This window comes from Pseudomonas sp. SCPG-7, assembly GCF_002156405.1.
In the GTDB taxonomy this organism is placed as follows: domain Bacteria; phylum Pseudomonadota; class Gammaproteobacteria; order Pseudomonadales; family Pseudomonadaceae; genus Aquipseudomonas; species Aquipseudomonas parakoreensis.
This window is the reverse complement of sequence record NZ_MVOO01000003.1, coordinates 335,229-352,744: the sequence shown is the minus strand read 5'-3', so window position 1 is coordinate 352,744 and position 17,516 is coordinate 335,229. Positions and strand designations below refer to the sequence as shown.

Sequence of the window (17,516 nt, the reverse complement as noted above, 5' to 3'; positions counted from 1 at the left end):
ATTTGTAACGTGCAGCAGCTACAAGGTGTTTCGGGAAGAATTGAACGCCCGTTCGATCGGGTGGAATGGTTGAAAACCTATCCAAGAGGAATTTGAAAATGGCAGCAATTACTGCAGCGTTGGTTAAAGAACTGCGCGAGCGTACCGGCGAAGGCATGATGGACTGCAAGAAAGCCCTGGAAAAGGCTGACGGCGACATCGAAAAAGCCATTGATGACATGCGTGCTTCGGGCGCGATCAAGGCTGCGAAAAAGGCTGGCAACGTTGCCGCTGAAGGCGCAATCGCAATCAAGGACGACGGTAAAGCTGCCGTTATCCTGGAAGTGAACTCGCAGACCGACTTCCTGGCTCTGCAAGACGACTTCAAAAACTTTGTTGCTGCCAGCGTAGAAAAAGCCTTCGCTGACAAGCTGACCGACGCTGCTCCGCTGATCGCTGCTCAAGAAGCCGCTCGCGAAGCACTGGTTGCCAAAGTAGGCGAAAACGTCAACATCCGTCGTCTGACCCGTATCGAAGGTGACGTTGTAGGTTCCTACCTGCACGGCAACAAGATCGGTGTTGTTGTGGCTCTGAAAGGCGGCGACGTCGAGCTGGCCAAAGACATCGCGATGCACGTAGCTGCAAGCAACCCTGAGTTCCTGCTGCCTTCGCAGGTTTCGGCTGAAGCGATCGAGCGTGAAAAAGCTGTGTTCCTGCAGCTGAACGAAGAGAAGATCAAAGGCAAGCCGGAAAACATTGTTGAGAACATGGTCAAAGGCCGTATCAGCAAGTTCCTGGCAGAAGCGAGCCTGGTTGAGCAGGCGTTCGTCAAGAACCCTGAAATCAAGGTTGGCGAGCTGGCCAAGAAAGGCGGCGCAGAAATCGTTTCCTTCACTTACTTCAAAGTAGGCGAAGGCATCGAGAAGCCGGTCGACAACTTCGCTGAAGAAGTTGCTGCCCAGCTGGCTGCCGCCAAGCAATAAGACGGTTTTTCAACTGTCGCCCGAAAGAGGCTGCCCGCTCACGCGCGCAGCCTCTTTTCAGATGGGTTACCAATTTTTAATTGGTTTCCACTGGGAACTGACTTACAAAGCCAGGTTCCGATGGCGCTGAAGCAGCGCCAAGCTAGAGTGAACGGCAGCTGTAAAACAGCTTGCACAGATTTTTTTAAATACGCCGCAGGAGAGATTCGCAATGGCTCAGCAGGGCAGTGGTTATCAGGCTCGCTATAAACGCATTCTACTCAAGCTTAGCGGCGAGGCCCTGATGGGCTCGGAAGAGTTCGGGATCGATCCAAAAGTGCTGGATCGGATGGCGCTGGAAGTCGGCCAGTTGGTCGGCATCGGCGTACAGGTCGGTCTGGTGATCGGCGGTGGCAACCTGTTTCGTGGCGAGGCCTTGAGCAAGGCCGGCATGGATCGGGTGACAGGCGACCACATGGGCATGCTGGCCACTGTGATGAACGCCCTGGCCATGCGCGACGCGCTGGAACGTGCCAATATCTCGGCCATCGTGATGTCGGCCATTTCCATGGTTGGCGTGACCGATCACTATGATCGCCGCAAAGCCATGCGCCACCTGAACTCCAAGGACGTGGTGATTTTCGCGGCCGGTACCGGCAATCCGTTCTTTACCACGGATTCGGCAGCCTGCCTGCGTGCCATCGAAATCGATGCCGACGTCGTGCTGAAAGCGACCAAGGTCGATGGCGTCTACACTGCCGACCCATTCAAGGATCCGCATGCCGAGAAGTTCGATCATCTGACATATGATGAAGTGCTGGATCGCAAGCTGGGTGTGATGGATCTGACAGCTATTTGCCTGTGCCGCGATCACAAGATGCCGCTGCGCGTATTCAACATGAACAAGCCCGGCGCCCTGCTGAACATCGTACATGGCGGCGCTGAAGGAACCCTGATCGAGGAAGTTCAACAATGATCAACGAAATCAAGAAAGACGCCAAAGAGCGCATGCAGAAGTCGGTGGAATCGCTGTCCCACAACTTCGGTCGCATCCGTACCGGTCAGGCGCACCCAAGCATCCTGGAAGGTGTGATGGTGCCGTACTACGGCGCTGACACTCCGATCAAGCAAGTGGCCAACATCACTGTCAAAGACGCCCGTACCCTGCAAGTCGTTGCGTTCGAACGCAACATGCTGGGTGCCGTCGACAAAGCGATCGGCAGTGCAGGCCTGAACCTGAACCCGACCAACCTCGGTGAGTTGCTGCTCATCAGTATGCCGGCCCTGACCGAAGAAACCCGTCGTGGCTTCACCAAGCAAGCGCGTGACGTTGCTGAAGACGCGCGTGTTGCCGTGCGCAACATTCGTCGTGACGCGAACAGCTCGCTGAAGGACCTGGTCAAGGAAAAAGAGATCAGTGAAGACGAAGAGCGTCGCGCGACTGGCGAGATCGACGATCTGACCAAGAAATTCGTGGCTGAAATCGACGCGAAGCTGGCAGAGAAAGAAAAAGACCTGATGGCCGTATAAGGGTCGCGTTTCAATGGAAAAGACCAAGCAGTCTGCGCCGTCCGCGGTGCCGCGCCATGTCGCGATCATCATGGATGGCAATAATCGCTGGGCGAAAAAACGCTTTATGCCGGGTGTCGCCGGGCATAAAGCCGGCGTGGATGCTGTGCGGGCAGTAATCGAGGTGTGCGCCGAGGCCAAGGTCGAAGTGCTCACCCTGTTCGCCTTTTCCAGTGAAAACTGGCAGCGCCCGGCCGATGAGGTCAGTGCCTTGATGGACCTGTTCTTCAAGGCCCTGCGTCGTGAGGCCAAGCGCCTCAACGACAACAACATCAGCTTGCGCATCATCGGTGATCGCTCGCGCTTCCACCCTGAGCTTCAGGCGGCGATGCGCGAGGCCGAGGCCATGACCGCCGGTGCCAACCGCTTTATTCTGCAGATCGCCGCCAACTACGGCGGCCAGTGGGATATTGCCCAGGCGGCGCAACGTCTGGCGCGTGAGGTTCAGGCCGGGCATCTGCGTCCGGAAGACATCACTCCGGAGCTGTTGCAAACCTGTCTGGCAACCGGCGACCTGCCGCTGCCGGACTTGTGCATCCGCACCGGTGGCGAGCACCGCATCAGCAACTTCCTGCTGTGGCAACTGGCGTATGCCGAGTTGTACTTCTCCGACCTGTTCTGGCCGGACTTCAAACACGAAGCCATGCGCACTGCGCTGGCCGATTTCGCTTCGCGCCAGCGTCGCTTCGGTAAAACGAGCGAACAGGTCGAAGCTGGAGCCCGGGTTTAATGCTTAAACAACGAATCATCACTGCGCTGATCCTGCTGCCGATCGCTCTGTGCGGTTTTTTCCTGCTCGAGGGATCCGGTTTTGCGCTGTTCATCGGTGTGGTCGTGAGCCTGGGTGCCTGGGAATGGGCGCGTCTGGCGGGCTTTACCGCGCAGTCGTTCCGTGTCGGCTTTGCCGCTGTCGTCGCACTGATGCTGTTCGTCATGTACGTCCTGCCGGGCCTTGCCCCTTGGGTGTTGGGTGCTTCGGTGTTGTGGTGGGCGGTGGCGACTTACCTGGTGCTGACGTATCCACGCTCGAGCGAGCATTGGTCCACCGCAGCCACCAAACTGGTGATCGGCTTGCTGATCTTGCTGCCGGCCTGGCAGGGGCTGGTTCAGATCAAACAGTACCCGCTGGGTAACTGGCTGATCATGGCGGTGATGGTGCTGGTCTGGGGTGCCGACATCGGTGCTTACTTCTCCGGCCGTGCTTTCGGCAAGCACAAGCTGGCGCCGCAGGTCAGTCCTGGTAAGAGTTGGGAAGGTGTTTACGGTGGTCTGGCGCTGAGTCTGGTGATCACCGCGATCGTCGGTCTGGTTCGCGACTGGACGGTGGCTGAGCTGCTCAAGGGGCTGATCGGTGCTGCATTGATCGTATTCATTTCGGTGGTGGGCGACCTCACCGAAAGCATGTTCAAGCGTCAGTCCGGCATCAAGGACAGCAGTAACCTGCTGCCAGGCCATGGCGGCGTGCTTGATCGCATCGACAGCCTGACCGCGGCGATCCCGATTTTCGCTGTCTTGCTGTGGATGGCTGCACCGTGAGCCGTCCTCAACAGATCACTGTTCTGGGGGCTACCGGTTCGATTGGCCTGAGCACCCTCGACGTCATCGCGCGTCATCCTGAGCGCTATCAGGTGTTCGCCCTGAGCGGCTTCACGCGCCTGAGCGAGTTGCTGGCCTTGTGCGTGCGCCATGTGCCGCAATTCGCAGTCGTGCCGGAAGTGGCAGCGGCGCGCGGTTTGCAGGATGACCTGCGGGCTGCCGGTCTGCCCACTCGCGTGCTGGTGGGGGAGGAGGGCCTGTGTCAGGTTGCCTCTGCACCTGAAGTCGATGCCGTGATGGCGGCCATCGTCGGTGCCGCGGGCCTGCGCCCGACGCTGGCGGCGGTGGAGGCTGGCAAGAAGATCCTGCTGGCCAATAAAGAGGCGCTGGTGATGTCCGGCGCGCTGTTCATGCAGGCCGTGCACAAGAGCGGCTCGGTGCTGCTGCCGATCGACAGCGAGCACAACGCGATCTTCCAGTGCATGCCGCAGGATTTTGCCCGTGGCCTGAGCACTGTCGGCGTGCGACGGATTTTGCTCACGGCTTCGGGCGGGCCTTTCCGCCAGACGCCGTTGAGCGAGCTGGCGCACGTTTCGCCTGATCAGGCGTGTGCGCACCCGAACTGGTCCATGGGGCGCAAGATTTCCGTGGATTCGGCCAGCATGATGAACAAGGGCCTGGAGTTGATCGAGGCCTGCTGGCTGTTCGACGCCAAGCCGTCGCAGGTCGAGGTGGTGATCCATCCGCAGAGTGTGATTCACTCGCTGGTCGACTATGTGGATGGCTCGGTGTTGGCGCAGTTGGGCAACCCTGACATGCGCACACCGATTGCCAATGCGCTGGCCTGGCCCGAGCGTATCGACTCAGGCGTGGCGCCGCTGGATCTGTTTGCTGTTGCGCGCCTGGATTTCGAAGCGCCGGATGAAGAACGTTTCCCTTGTTTGCGCCTGGCGCGACAGGCAGCCGAGGCGGGTAACAGTGCGCCGGCGATGCTCAATGCGGCCAACGAAGTGGCGGTCGCCGCGTTTCTCGACGGACGGGTGGGTTATCTGGAAATCGCGAGTATCATCGAGGACGTGCTGAACCTCGAGCCCGTGGTTGCGCTGGAGGATCTGGACGCGGTGTTTACCGCAGACGCGAAAGCGCGGGCTCTGGCCGGGCAGTGGCTGAGTCGTCACGACCGATAGCCATTGCAGTACCATGGCGTCACGCGGCACTGAACAGGATTGCGGAGAAAGTAGATGAGCGCGCTCTATATGATTGCCGGCACCCTGATCGCTTTGGGTGTGCTGGTCACCTTTCACGAATTCGGCCACTTCTGGGTCGCGCGTCGCTGTGGCGTCAAGGTTCTGCGTTTTTCCGTGGGCTTCGGCATGCCCCTGTTGCGCTGGCACGACAAGCAGGGCACTGAATTTGTCGTCGCCGCGATTCCGCTGGGCGGCTACGTCAAGATGCTCGATGAGCGTGAAGGCGAAGTCCCGGCCGATCAGCTTCATCAATCCTTCAATCGTAAATCGGTGCGCCAGCGCATCGCCATTGTCGCGGCGGGGCCGATTGCCAACTTCCTGCTGGCCCTGGTGTTTTTCTGGGTGCTGGCCATGCTCGGCAGCGAGCAGATCCGCCCGGTCATTGGTGCCGTCGAGTCCGGCAGCATTGCGGCCAGGGCTGGTTTGAGTGCCGGTCAGGAAATCGTTGCCATCGATGGTGAACCAACGTCCGGTTGGGCTGCCGTCAATTTGCAGCTGGTGCGTCGACTCGGGGAAAGCGGCTCCCTGCAATTGCTCGTGCGCGAGCAGGGCTCTACCGCCGACACGCCGCGTGAGCTGGCGCTGGATCATTGGCTCAAAGGCGCTGATGAGCCCGATCCGATTCGCTCGCTGGGTATTCGCCCGTGGCGCCCGGCTTTGCCGCCGGTGCTGGCCGAGCTCGATCCAAAAGGCCCGGCACAAGCCGCCGGTCTGAAAACCGGTGATCGCCTGCTGGCGCTCGACGGCCTGGCGCTGAATGACTGGCAGCAAGTGGTCGACAGCGTTCGTACGCGTCCTGATACCAAAATCATGCTGAAAGTCGAGCGCGATGGTGCTCAAATCGACGTCCCGGTGACCCTGGCAGCGCGCGGCGAAAGCAAGTCGCCAAGCGGTTATCTCGGGGCGGGTGTAAAAGCCGTGGACTGGCCGCCGGAAATGATTCGCGAGGTCAGTTATGGTCCGTTGGCCGCGATTGGCGAGGGTGCCCGTCGTACCTGGACCATGAGCGTGCTGACGCTGGACTCGTTGAAGAAAATGCTGTTTGGCGAGCTCTCGGTAAAAAACTTGAGTGGGCCGATAACCATTGCTAAAGTGGCGGGCGCTTCTGCCCAGTCGGGCGTTGCTGATTTCCTGAATTTCCTTGCTTATCTGAGTATTAGCCTGGGGGTTCTGAATTTGCTGCCCATTCCTGTACTGGATGGGGGGCATTTGTTGTTTTATCTGATTGAGTGGGTGCGTGGTCGCCCCTTGTCGGATCGGGTGCAAGGTTGGGGGGTGCAGATCGGTATCAGTTTGGTGGTCGGAGTGATGTTGCTTGCTCTGGTCAATGATCTGGGTCGACTGTAAAGCTTCGCTGAATTGCGAATCTGCCGCATTTTGCGGCAGTTTGTTTATTGCCAGTTGGAATAAGAAAGGACTTCATGAAACGTCTGCTGCTAACTGCGGTTCTCACCGTATTGATGATCGCCGAAGTTCACGCCGAGTCCTTCACTATCTCTGATATTCGCGTCAACGGCCTCCAGCGGGTCTCCGCGGGTAGCGTCTTTGGTGCCTTGCCGTTGAACGTCGGCGAGCAGGCGGATGATCGTCGCCTGGTGGAATCCACTCGTGCGTTGTTCAAAACCGGTTTCTTTCAAGATATCCAGCTGGGCCGCGAAGGCAACGTTCTGGTGATCACGGTCGTCGAACGTCCGTCGGTCGCCAGTATCGAGATCGAGGGCAACAAGGCGATCTCTACCGAAGACCTGATGAAAGGCCTGAAGCAGTCCGGTCTGTCCGAAGGTGAAATCTTCCAGCGCGCCACCCTCGAAGGTGTCCGTAACGAGCTGCAGCGTCAGTACGTTGCCCAGGGCCGTTACTCGGCGACCGTCGATACCGAAGTGGTCTCGCAGCCGCGCAACCGCGTGGCGCTGAAAGTGAAGATCAACGAAGGCACCGTGGCCGCGATCCAGCACATCAACGTGGTGGGTAACACGGTCTTCCCTGATGACGACCTGATCGACCTGTTCGAGCTGAAAACCACCAACTGGCTGTCGTTCTTCAAGAACGATGACAAGTACGCCCGTGAAAAGCTGTCCGGTGACCTGGAGCGTCTGCGTTCCTACTACCTGGACCGTGGTTACATCAACATGGATATCGCTTCGACCCAGGTATCCATCACCCCGGACAAGAAGCACGTCTACATCACCGTCAACATCACCGAAGGCGAGAAGTACACCGTACGTGACGTCAAGCTCAGCGGTGACCTGAAAGTCCCTGAAGACCAGGTCAAGTCGCTGTTGCTGGTGCAGAAAGGCCAGGTGTTCTCGCGCAAGCTGATGACCACCACTTCCGAACTGATCACTCGTCGCCTGGGTAACGAGGGCTACACCTTCGCCAACGTCAATGGCGTTCCTCAGCCGCATGACGACGATCACACTGTGGACATCCTGTTCGCCGTCGATCCGGGCAAGCGTGCCTACGTCAACCGTATCAATTTCCGTGGCAACACCAAGTCCGAAGACGAAGTGCTGCGTCGTGAAATGCGTCAGATGGAAGGTGGCTGGGCTTCGACCTACCTGATCGACCAGTCCAAGACCCGTCTTGAACGTCTGGGCTTCTTCAAGGAAGTGAACGTCGAGACGCCGGCTGTACCGGGTGTCGACGACCAGGTGGACGTGAACTACGCCGTTGAAGAACAAGCTTCCGGTTCGATCACCGCCAGCGTCGGTTTCGCCCAGAGCGCCGGTCTGATCCTCGGTGGTTCGATCACCCAGAACAACTTCCTGGGTACCGGTAACCGTGTGAGCGTGGGCCTGACTCGCAGCGAATACCAGAGCCGCTACAACTTCGGCTACGTTGACCCCTACTGGACCGCCGATGGCGTGAGCCTGGGTTACAACGCGTTCTATCGCACTACCGACTACAAAGATCTCAACATCGATGTAGCCAGCTATGCGGTAGACAGCCTGGGTGCCGGCGTCAACGTTGGCTATCCGATCAGCGAGACTTCGCGTCTGACCTTCGGTCTGTCCGCACAGCAGGACAAGATCAAGACCGGTCAGTACACCGTTGACGAGATCTTCGACTTCGTGAACAAGGAAGGCGATCAGTACCTGAACTTCAAGGCGTCGGCCGGCTGGTCCGAATCGACCCTGAACAAGGGTGTATTGCCGACCCGTGGCCGTTCCCAGAGCCTGACACTGGAAACCACGATTCCAGGCAGCGACCTGTCGTTCTACAAACTCGACTACCGTGGTCAGTTGTTCCAGCCGATCACCGAAAACTACACCCTGCGTCTGCACACCGAGCTGGGTTATGGCGACGGCTATGGTTCGACCGACGGCTTGCCGTTCTATGAAAACTACTATGCTGGTGGTTTCAACTCGGTTCGCGGTTTCAAGGACAGCACCTTGGGTCCTCGTAGTACGCCGAGTCGTGGTTTCGACAAAACCGGTAACGTAGGTACCATCGCTGACCCGGACCAGGATCCGTTGCCATTTGGTGGTAACGTGCTGATCCAGGGTGGTGCCGAGGTTCTGTTCCCGCTGCCATTCGTGAAGGATCAACGCTCCCTGCGGACTTCGGTATTCTGGGATGTGGGTAACGTATTCGATTCCAAGTGCCAGAAGACGACAAACGCGACAGCAGGCTCCACGTCAGACACACAGTGCAACGACATCAGCCTGAGCAACATGGCCAGTTCCGTTGGTGTGGGTGTGACCTGGGTCACCGCACTGGGTCCTCTGAGTTTTGCTCTGGCGATGCCGGTCAAGAAACCGGATAACGCTGAAACTCAAGTGTTCCAATTCTCCCTCGGCCAGACGTTCTAAGCGTCTGACCCAAGATAACGACAATGGATTTTGTAGGAGTGCATCGTGCGTAAGTTGACTCAATTGGTTCTCCTGGCCTCCGTACTGGTGGCAGGCCCGGCGTTCGCCGACATGAAAATCGCCGTTCTGAACTATCAGATGGCATTGCTGGAATCCGATGCGGCCAAGAAATACGCGGTGGATGCCGAGAAGAAGTTCGGTCCGCAACTGACCAAGCTCAAGACGCTGGAAAGCAGCGCCAAAGGCATTCAGGACCGTCTGATGGCCGGTGGCGACAAGATGCAGCAGGGCGAGCGTGAGCGTCTGGAGCTTGAGTTCAAGCAAAAGGCCCGTGACTTCCAGTTCCAGTCCAAGGAACTGAACGAAGCCAAGGCAGTTGCCGACCGCGAAATGCTCAAGCAGCTGAAGCCGAAACTGGATAGCGCAGTGGAAGAAGTCATCAAGAAAGGTGGTTTTGACCTGGTGTTCGAGCGTGGCGCAGTGATCGATGTCAAACCTCAGTACGACATCACGCGCCAGGTTATCGAGCGCATGAATCAGCTGAAGTAACCCATGACCGTGACTATCAAGCTCGGCCAGTTGGCCGAGTTCCTCGGCGCCACCCTGCGTGGCGACCCCGAGACGCAAATTACTGGGCTAGCCACCTTGCAGGAGGCTGGCCCAGCTCAGTTGAGCTTTCTGGCAAATCCTCAGTATCGCAAATACCTGGCAAGTTCCCAGGCGGCTGCGCTATTGCTCAAGGAGGCTGATGCCGACGGTTTTGCCGGTCACGCACTGGTGGTGCCGGATCCTTACCTGGCTTATGCACGCATCTCGCACCTGTTCGATCCGAAACCGAAAGCCACTGCGGGTGTTCATCCCACAGCGGTGATTGCGCCGGATGCAGTGGTTGATCCAAGCGCCAGCATTGGTCCGTTCGTGGTGATCGAAGCGGGTGCGCGCATCGGTGCGCAGGTCACGTTGAGCGCCCATTGCGTCATCGGTGCACGCAGTGAAATCGGTGAGGGCGGCTGGCTCGCTCCGCGGGTGACGCTGTACCACGACGTGCGCATCGGCAAGCGCGTAGTGATCCAGTCCGGTGCCGTGCTCGGTGGTGAAGGTTTCGGTTTTGCCAACGAGAAAGGTATCTGGCAGAAGATCGCCCAGATCGGTGGCGTGACCATCGGCGACGATGTCGAGATCGGCGTGAACACCGCCATCGACCGTGGTGCGCTGGCAGATACCGTGATCGGCAACGGCGTGAAACTCGACAACCAGATCCAGATCGCGCACAACGTCCAGGTCGGTGATCACACCGCCATGGCGGCGTGTGTCGGTATCTCCGGCAGCACCAAAATCGGCAAGCATTGCATGCTCGCCGGTGGTGTCGGCCTGGTTGGGCACATCGATATTTGCGACAACGTTTTCCTGACCGGGATGACCATGGTGACCCACTCGATTACCGAGCCGGGTGCCTATTCGTCCGGCACAGCCATGCAACCGGCGGCCGAATGGCGCAAAAGCGCGGCCCGCATCCGTCAGCTCGATGACCTCGCGCGACGTTTGAAGCAGCTGGAAAAGCGCGTCGGGGAAGTGACCCCCGGCAGCAATGCTTCATCTGATGGCTGATACCATTTCCATATCAAGTGTGCACAGCCTCTAGACTGCCTCCTTGATTTGCTAGAGGAGTGCGCGTCAGTCGCGCTCCCAATCTTTACATAGGCTTCCCCCCGAAATGATGGACATCAACGAGATTCGCGAATACCTGCCTCACCGTTACCCGTTCCTGCTGGTGGACCGGGTGGTGGAACTGGACACTGAAGGCAAGCGCATTCGCGCCTACAAGAATGTCAGCATCAATGAGCCATTCTTCAACGGCCACTTCCCGGCGCACCCGATCATGCCGGGCGTACTGATCATCGAAGCGATGGCCCAGGCTGCCGGGATCCTCGGTTTCAAAATGCTTGACGTAAAACCGGCCGACGGCACCCTGTACTACTTCGTCGGTTCCGACAAACTGCGTTTCCGCCAGCCAGTGCTGCCGGGCGACCAGTTGATCCTTGAAGCCAAGTTCATCAGCTGCAAGCGTCAGATCTGGAAATTCGAATGCCAGGCTTCGGTCGACGGCAAGCCGGTCTGCTCGGCGGAAATCATCTGTGCGGAACGCAAGCTATGAGTTTGATTGACCCTCGTGCAATCATCGATCCGTCGGCCATTCTGGCTGACGGCGTCGAGGTCGGCCCGTGGTCGATCATCGGCGCAGGTGTGGAAATCGGCGAGGGTACTGTGATCGGGCCGCACGTGGTCCTCAAAGGCCCGACCCGCATCGGCAAGCACAACCGCATCTACCAGTTTTCCTCGGTAGGCGAAGACACGCCCGATCTGAAGTACAAAGGTGAAGAAACCCGTCTGGTGATCGGTGACCACAACGTCATCCGCGAAGGCGTGACCATTCACCGTGGCACCGTGCAGGACCGTTCGGAAACCACGCTGGGCGATCACAACCTGATCATGGCCTACGCCCACATCGGGCATGACAGCGTCATTGGCAACCACTGCATTCTGGTCAACAACACCGCGTTGGCCGGGCATGTGCACGTTGACGACTGGGCGATCCTGTCCGGGTTCACCTTGGTTCATCAGTATTGCCATATTGGCGCGCACAGCTTCTCCGGCATGGGCACTGCTATCGGCAAGGACGTTCCGGCGTTCGTCACCGTATTCGGCAACCCCGCCGAAGCGCGCAGCATGAATTTCGAAGGCATGCGCCGCCGCGGTTTCAGTGAAGACGCGATTCATGCGCTGCGCCGCGCCTATAAAACGGTGTATCGCCAGGGGCTGACCGTGGAGCAAGCGCTGGCCGAACTGGTTGAACCTGCTGCGCAATTCCCGGAAGTCGCGCTGTTCCGTGATTCGATCCAGTCCTCGACTCGCGGCATCACCCGCTGATCATGGCCAATCTGCGTATTGCGCTGGTGGCGGGCGAAGCTTCCGGGGATATTTTGGGCGCCGGTTTGATGCGCGCCCTCAAGGCGCAGCATCCGGCAGTCGAGTTTATCGGTGTCGGCGGTCCGTTGATGCAGGCTGAAGGCCTGACGTCGTATTTCCCCATGGAACGCCTTTCGGTCATGGGGCTCGTGGAGGTGCTCGGGCGGCTGCGCGAGTTGCTCAAGCGCCGCAAGGACCTGATCGCCACGCTGATCGCCGAGAAGCCGGACGTGTTCATCGGCATCGATGCCCCGGATTTCAACCTCAATATCGAACTCAAGCTGCGTCAGGCCGGGATCAAGACCGTGCACTACGTCAGCCCGTCGGTGTGGGCGTGGCGCCAGAAGCGTGTGCTGAAGATTCGCGAAGGCTGCGATCTGATGCTCACCCTGTTGCCATTTGAAGCAAAATTCTACGAAGAGAAAGGCGTGCCGGTGCGGTTCGTCGGTCATACGCTGGCCGATACCATTCCGTTGCAGGCCGACCGCGCCGCTGCGCGTGCCGAACTCGGCTTGCCCGACGGGCCGCTGGTGGCGTTGATGCCCGGCAGTCGCGGTGGTGAAGTGGGTCGTCTGGGCGCGCTGTTCCTTGATACGGCCGAGCGTCTGCGGGCCATGCGCCCGGGGCTGCGCTTCGTCATCCCGTGCGCCAATGCCGAGCGTCGCGCACAGCTCGAAGCGTTGCTGGTTGGCCGCGACTTGCCGGTGACCCTGCTCGATGGCAAATCCCATCTGGCTCTCGCGGCGTGCAACGCGGTGCTGATCGCTTCGGGCACGGCGACGCTTGAGGCGTTGCTGTACAAGCGACCAATGGTCGTTGCGTATCGCCTGGCGCCGCTGACCTTCTGGATTCTCAAGCGCATGGTCAAGAGCCCGTACGTGTCGCTGCCGAACCTGCTGGCCCAACGGCTCTTGGTGCCGGAATTGTTGCAGGATGATGCGACAGTCGAGGCATTGGCGCAGACCTTGTTGCCATTGATCGAAGGCGGCGAAGAGCAGACCCGAGGCTTCGACGAAATCCACCGAACCCTGCGGCTGGATGCTTCCAATCAGGCGGCGGATGCCGTCCTTAACCTGATCGGTCGGAAACAATGAGCAAGACGATGCAAATGGGCCTGGATTTCACCCTGGTCGCCGAAGTCGAAGAACTGGTGGCCGGTGTCGACGAAGTCGGTCGCGGCCCGTTGTGCGGCGCAGTGGTGACGGCGGCGGTGATCCTCGATCCAAACCGGCCGATCCTCGGTCTCAACGACTCGAAGAAACTCACTGAAGCCAAGCGCGAGAAGCTCTACGACGAGATCATCGAGAAATCCCTGAGCTGGTGCATCGCCCGCGCCGAAGTCGAGGAAATCGACGAGCTGAACATCCTCCACGCGACCATGCTCGCCATGCAGCGCGCGGTGGCCGGTCTGCATATTCAGCCGAAACTGGCGATGATCGACGGTAACCGCTGCCCGAAACTGCCGATGCGCGCCGAAGCGGTGGTGAAGGGTGACAGCAAGGTACCGGCGATTGCCGCGGCGTCGATTCTGGCCAAAGTCAGTCGCGATCGCGAGATGTCGGCATTCGAATTGATCTACCCGGGTTACGGCATCGGCGGCCATAAAGGCTATCCGACGCCCGTTCATCTGGAAGCGTTGGTGCGTCTTGGCCCGACGCCGATTCACCGGCGCTCGTTCGCCCCGGTGCGTCAGGCTTACGAGGCGCTGGAAGGTCTGACGCAGGTTTAGGCGCAAGGCTGATGTTTTGTTCGAGGCCCGGTACAATCCGGGCCTTGTTGTCTCTATGTAACTGGACAGGATCACTATGCCGGCTTCATTCGTTCATCTACGCCTGCACACTGAATACTCCCTGGTCGACGGGCTGGTGCGGATCAAGCCACTGGTCAAGGCGCTGACCGGCATGAACATGCCGGCCGTGGCGGTCACCGATCAGAACAACATGTGTTCCCTGGTCAAATTCTATAAAAACGCCATGGGCGCCGGCATCAAGCCGATCTGCGGCGCCGACCTGTGGCTGTCGAACAAGGATCCGGACGGGCCATTGAGCCGGATCAGCCTGTTGGTAATGAACGCCAAGGGCTATCGCAATCTCACCGAGCTGATCTCGCGCGGCTTCATCGACGGCCAACGTAACGGCATGATCATCATCGAGCGCGAATGGGTCGCCGAGGCCAACGAAGGCCTGATCATGCTGTCCGCCGCGAAGGAAGGCGAGATCGGCATGGCCATGATTGGCGGTAACCCAGCCGAAGCCGAGACTTTGGCGCGCGAGTGGATGGCGGTGTTCCCTGACCGTTTCTATCTGGAAATCCAGCGCACCAATCGCCCCAACGACGAAGAGCAATTGCACGGCGCCGTGGCCCTGGCCGACAAGCTCGGCGCGCCGCTGGTGGCGACCAACGATGTGCGCTTCATCAAGCAGGAAGACTTTGCTGCCCACGAAACCCGCGTGTGCATCGGTGAGGGCCGCGCCCTCGACGATCCGCGGCGCTCGAAGAATTACAGCGATCAGCAGTACCTGAAAAGCGCCGAGGAAATGGCCGAGCTGTTCAGTGACATTCCCGATGCGATCGAAAACACCGTCGAGATTGCCAAGCGTTGCAACATCGACGTGAAGCTGGGCAAGCACTTCCTGCCTGACTACCCGATTCCTGATGGCATGACCATCGATGAATACTTCCGCAAGGTGTCGTTCGATGGTCTGGAAGACCGCCTCAGCGTATTGCTGCCCAAGGACACCACCGAAGACTATGAGGCCAAGCGTCAGGTCTACGTCGACCGGCTGAATTTCGAGCTGGATATCATCATCCAGATGGGCTTCCCCGGTTACTTCCTGATCGTGATGGACTTTATCCAGTGGGCCAAGAACAACGGCGTGCCGGTGGGCCCGGGCCGTGGGTCGGGTGCCGGATCGCTGGTGGCCTATGTGCAGAAGATCACCGACCTCGACCCGCTGGAATACGATCTGCTGTTCGAACGTTTCCTTAACCCGGAACGGGTCTCGATGCCCGACTTCGACGTCGACTTCTGCATGGACGGTCGCGACCGGGTAATTGATTACGTGGCCGAAAAATATGGCCGCAACGCTGTAAGCCAGATCATCACCTTCGGTTCCATGGCCGCCAAGGCGGTGGTGCGCGACGTGGCGCGAGCCCAGGGCAAATCATTCGGCCTGGCGGATCGTCTGTCGAAGATGATTCCGTTCGAAGTCGGCATGACCCTGGAAAAAGCCTACGAGCAGGAAGAGATCCTGCGCGACTTCATCAAGGTCGATGAGGAAGCGGCGGAAATCTGGGAGATGGCGCGCAAGCTCGAGGGCGTGGTGCGTAACGTCGGCAAGCACGCCGGTGGTGTGGTAATCGCCCCGACCAAGCTGACCGATTTCTCGCCGATCTATTGCGACGAGGCCGGCGATGGCCTGGTGACCCAGTTCGACAAGGACGACGTTGAGGCGGCCGGTCTGGTGAAGTTCGACTTCCTCGGCTTGCGGACCCTGACGATCATCGACTGGGCGCTGAAAACCATCAACCGCGACCGCGCCAAGGTCAACGAGCCGCCGCTGGACATCGCGTTCATCCCGCTGGATGACAAACCGACTTATCAGCTGCTGCAAAAAGCTGAAACCACCGCGGTGTTCCAGCTCGAATCCCGGGGCATGAAAGAGCTGATCAAAAAGCTCAAGCCTGACTGCCTCGAAGACTTGATCGCACTGGTGGCCCTGTTCCGTCCGGGCCCACTGCAATCGGGCATGGTGGATGACTTCATCAACCGTAAGCACGGTCGCGCCGAATTGGCTTATCCGCACCCGGATTACCAGTATGAAGGCCTGCAACCGGTACTGGCGCCGACGTACGGCATCATCCTGTATCAGGAACAGGTGATGCAGATCGCCCAGGTCATGGCCGGTTACACCCTCGGTGGTGCGGACATGCTGCGTCGGGCGATGGGTAAGAAGAAACCCGAAGAAATGGCCAAGCAGCGCGGCGGTTTCATTGAAGGTTGTGCGTCGAACAATATCGATGCGGATCTTGCCGGTAACATTTTTGACCTGGTGGAGAAATTCGCCGGTTACGGCTTCAACAAGTCCCACTCCGCCGCTTACGGCCTGGTGTCGTACCAGACCGCTTGGCTGAAAGCCCATTACCCGGCGCCGTTCATGGCGGCGGTGCTTTCGGCGGATATGCACAACACCGACAAGGTCGTGACCTTGATCGAGGAAGTGCGCACGATGAAGCTGCGCCTCGACGCGCCGGACGTGAACACTTCGGAGTTCAAGTTCACGGTGAACGACGAAGGCCGCATCGTGTACGGCCTGGGCGCGATCAAAGGTGTCGGTGAAGGCCCGGTGGAAGCGATCACCGAGGCCCGTCAGGCCGGTCCCTTCAAGGATCTGTTCGACTTCTGTGCCCGGGTCGACCTCAAGCGCATCAACAAACGTACGCTGGACGGTTTGATCCGCAGCGGTGCGCTGGATCGTCTCGGCCCGTACTTCCACGATGAACAAAAGGCTTATCAGGCCAACATCGACCGCAACCGCGCCGTGCTGCTGGCGGCGATGGAAGAGGCAATCAAGTCGGCTGAGCAGACTGCGCGCACCCGCGACAGCGGTCATGCCGACCTGTTCGGCGGGCTGTTCGTCGAGGAAGATGCCGACGTCTACGCGACGCACCGCAAGGCCAAGGAGCTGACCCTCAAGGAACGCCTCAAGGGTGAGAAAGACACCCTGGGCCTGTACCTGACCGGTCACCCGATCGACGAATATGAAGGCGAGATTCGCCGCTTCGCCCGGCAGCGCATCATCGACCTGAAACCGGCTCGCGACACGCAAACCGTGGCCGGGATGATCATTGCCCTGCGCGTGATGAAGAACAAAAAGGGCGACAAGATGGGCTTCATCACCCTCGATGACCGCTCGGGACGGATCGAGGCGTCGCTGTTTGCCGATGCGTTCCATTCTGCGCAGTCGCTGTTGCAGACCGACGCGATGGTGGTGGTCGAAGGCGAAGTCAGCAACGACGACTTCTCCGGCGGCCTGCGCCTGCGGGTCAAACGGGTGATGAGCATGGAGGATGCACGGACCAATCTGGCCGAAAGCCTGCGCCTGAAGCTGCACACTCAGGATTTGAAAGGCGATCAGCTACGCTGGTTGGGTGAACTGCTCAAGCGTCACCGCGGGGCGTGCCCGATCACCATGGAGTACACCAGTCCCGATGCGAAGACCTTGCTGCAGTTCGGCGAGACCTGGCGAATCGACCCGGCAGATGCGTTGATTCAAGCCCTGCGTGACCAGTTCGGGCGAGACAACGTCTTCCTCCAATACCGTTGACCGGCAAGTGCCATCATTGCGCTTGCCCACAACCTGAATTTTTAATCTCGACCTCAGCGCGCCTCTCCCTTAAGGTAGGGCGCGAATAGACAACCGGCCGGCCCAAGCTCATTTGGG

Annotated in this window: 15 protein-coding genes; all 15 read left to right on the top strand. The window is 59.2% G+C overall.

Going from position 1 to position 17,516, the window contains the following annotated elements; all coding sequences use genetic code 11:
- The first annotated feature begins 98 nt into the window (after positions 1-98).
- The 15 genes from tsf to dnaE all read left to right on the top strand — a co-directional run bounded on the left by tsf (position 99) and on the right by dnaE (position 17,399).
- Positions 99-962, top strand: coding sequence for a translation elongation factor Ts (gene tsf / locus B1722_RS08575; RefSeq protein ID WP_025110889.1), 864 nt, complete (start codon positions 99-101; stop codon positions 960-962).
- Positions 963-1,173: 211 nt separating this feature from the next.
- Entirely contained in the window at positions 1,174-1,917 is a 744-nt protein-coding gene (pyrH, locus tag B1722_RS08570) for a UMP kinase (protein ID WP_011332683.1), read from the top strand.
- Positions 1,914-2,471 carry a ribosome recycling factor gene (gene frr / locus B1722_RS08565; RefSeq protein WP_008019552.1) on the top strand — a complete coding sequence of 186 codons (558 nt, stop codon included), beginning with the start codon at positions 1,914-1,916 and terminating at the stop codon, positions 2,469-2,471. The genes pyrH and frr overlap by 4 nt, the downstream gene beginning before the upstream one ends.
- 13 nt (positions 2,472-2,484) lie before the next feature.
- Entirely contained in the window at positions 2,485-3,240 is a 756-nt protein-coding gene (gene uppS / locus B1722_RS08560; RefSeq protein ID WP_041072340.1) for a polyprenyl diphosphate synthase, read from the top strand.
- Positions 3,240-4,046, top strand: coding sequence for a phosphatidate cytidylyltransferase (locus B1722_RS08555; RefSeq protein WP_086792168.1), 807 nt, complete (start codon positions 3,240-3,242; stop codon positions 4,044-4,046). The genes uppS and B1722_RS08555 overlap by 1 nt, the downstream gene beginning before the upstream one ends.
- Complete coding sequence (ispC, locus tag B1722_RS08550) at positions 4,043-5,233, top strand: 1-deoxy-D-xylulose-5-phosphate reductoisomerase (RefSeq protein ID WP_086792167.1); 1,191 nt, start codon at positions 4,043-4,045, stop codon at positions 5,231-5,233. Before B1722_RS08555 ends, ispC begins: the two co-directional genes overlap by 4 nt.
- A 54-nt stretch (positions 5,234-5,287) precedes the next feature.
- Positions 5,288-6,640, top strand: a complete 1,353-nt coding sequence (rseP, locus tag B1722_RS08545) for a sigma E protease regulator RseP (RefSeq protein WP_086792166.1) — start codon at positions 5,288-5,290, stop codon at positions 6,638-6,640.
- A gap of 74 nt (positions 6,641-6,714) precedes the next feature.
- Positions 6,715-9,105 carry an outer membrane protein assembly factor BamA gene (gene bamA, locus B1722_RS08540; protein WP_041072332.1) on the top strand — a complete coding sequence of 797 codons (2,391 nt, stop codon included), beginning with the start codon at positions 6,715-6,717 and terminating at the stop codon, positions 9,103-9,105.
- Positions 9,106-9,150: 45 nt separating this feature from the next.
- On the top strand, positions 9,151-9,654 hold the full coding sequence (locus tag B1722_RS08535; RefSeq protein ID WP_003222140.1) for an OmpH family outer membrane protein: 504 nt from the start codon (positions 9,151-9,153) through the stop codon (positions 9,652-9,654).
- Between the two features lie 3 nt (positions 9,655-9,657).
- Positions 9,658-10,713 (top strand): UDP-3-O-(3-hydroxymyristoyl)glucosamine N-acyltransferase, encoded by a 1,056-nt coding sequence (lpxD, locus tag B1722_RS08530; RefSeq protein ID WP_086792165.1) that lies wholly within the window; start codon positions 9,658-9,660, stop codon positions 10,711-10,713.
- 106 nt (positions 10,714-10,819) lie between these two features.
- Entirely contained in the window at positions 10,820-11,260 is a 441-nt protein-coding gene (fabZ, locus tag B1722_RS08525; protein ID WP_003222142.1) for a 3-hydroxyacyl-ACP dehydratase FabZ, read from the top strand.
- Positions 11,257-12,033 carry an acyl-ACP--UDP-N-acetylglucosamine O-acyltransferase gene (gene lpxA / locus B1722_RS08520; protein ID WP_086792164.1) on the top strand — a complete coding sequence of 259 codons (777 nt, stop codon included), beginning with the start codon at positions 11,257-11,259 and terminating at the stop codon, positions 12,031-12,033. The genes fabZ and lpxA overlap by 4 nt, the downstream gene beginning before the upstream one ends.
- Before the next feature lie 2 nt (positions 12,034-12,035).
- Complete coding sequence (gene lpxB, locus B1722_RS08515; RefSeq protein ID WP_086792163.1) at positions 12,036-13,166, top strand: lipid-A-disaccharide synthase; 1,131 nt, start codon at positions 12,036-12,038, stop codon at positions 13,164-13,166.
- Between the two features lie 8 nt (positions 13,167-13,174).
- The gene (gene rnhB / locus B1722_RS08510) at positions 13,175-13,801 is read left to right on the top strand and encodes a ribonuclease HII (protein WP_086792162.1); all 627 of its coding nucleotides are present in this window, start codon (positions 13,175-13,177) and stop codon (positions 13,799-13,801) included.
- Positions 13,802-13,877: 76 nt separating this feature from the next.
- Positions 13,878-17,399 carry a DNA polymerase III subunit alpha gene (dnaE, locus tag B1722_RS08505; protein WP_086792161.1) on the top strand — a complete coding sequence of 1,174 codons (3,522 nt, stop codon included), beginning with the start codon at positions 13,878-13,880 and terminating at the stop codon, positions 17,397-17,399.
- Positions 17,400-17,516 lie beyond the last annotated feature (117 nt).

Coding starts and splice junctions, on each gene's coding strand:
- dnaE (WP_086792161.1), top strand. CDS start 13,878: ATGCCGGCTTCATTCGTTCATCTACGCCTGCACACTGAATACTCCCTG.
- rnhB (WP_086792162.1), top strand. CDS start 13,175: ATGCAAATGGGCCTGGATTTCACCCTGGTCGCCGAAGTCGAAGAACTG.
- lpxA (WP_086792164.1), top strand. CDS start 11,257: ATGAGTTTGATTGACCCTCGTGCAATCATCGATCCGTCGGCCATTCTG.
- fabZ (WP_003222142.1), top strand. CDS start 10,820: ATGATGGACATCAACGAGATTCGCGAATACCTGCCTCACCGTTACCCG.
- rseP (WP_086792166.1), top strand. CDS start 5,288: ATGAGCGCGCTCTATATGATTGCCGGCACCCTGATCGCTTTGGGTGTG.
- B1722_RS08555 (WP_086792168.1), top strand. CDS start 3,240: ATGCTTAAACAACGAATCATCACTGCGCTGATCCTGCTGCCGATCGCT.
- tsf (WP_025110889.1), top strand. CDS start 99: ATGGCAGCAATTACTGCAGCGTTGGTTAAAGAACTGCGCGAGCGTACC.
- bamA (WP_041072332.1), top strand. CDS start 6,715: ATGAAACGTCTGCTGCTAACTGCGGTTCTCACCGTATTGATGATCGCC.
- uppS (WP_041072340.1), top strand. CDS start 2,485: ATGGAAAAGACCAAGCAGTCTGCGCCGTCCGCGGTGCCGCGCCATGTC.
- pyrH (WP_011332683.1), top strand. CDS start 1,174: ATGGCTCAGCAGGGCAGTGGTTATCAGGCTCGCTATAAACGCATTCTA.
- lpxB (WP_086792163.1), top strand. CDS start 12,036: ATGGCCAATCTGCGTATTGCGCTGGTGGCGGGCGAAGCTTCCGGGGAT.
- frr (WP_008019552.1), top strand. CDS start 1,914: ATGATCAACGAAATCAAGAAAGACGCCAAAGAGCGCATGCAGAAGTCG.
- lpxD (WP_086792165.1), top strand. CDS start 9,658: ATGACCGTGACTATCAAGCTCGGCCAGTTGGCCGAGTTCCTCGGCGCC.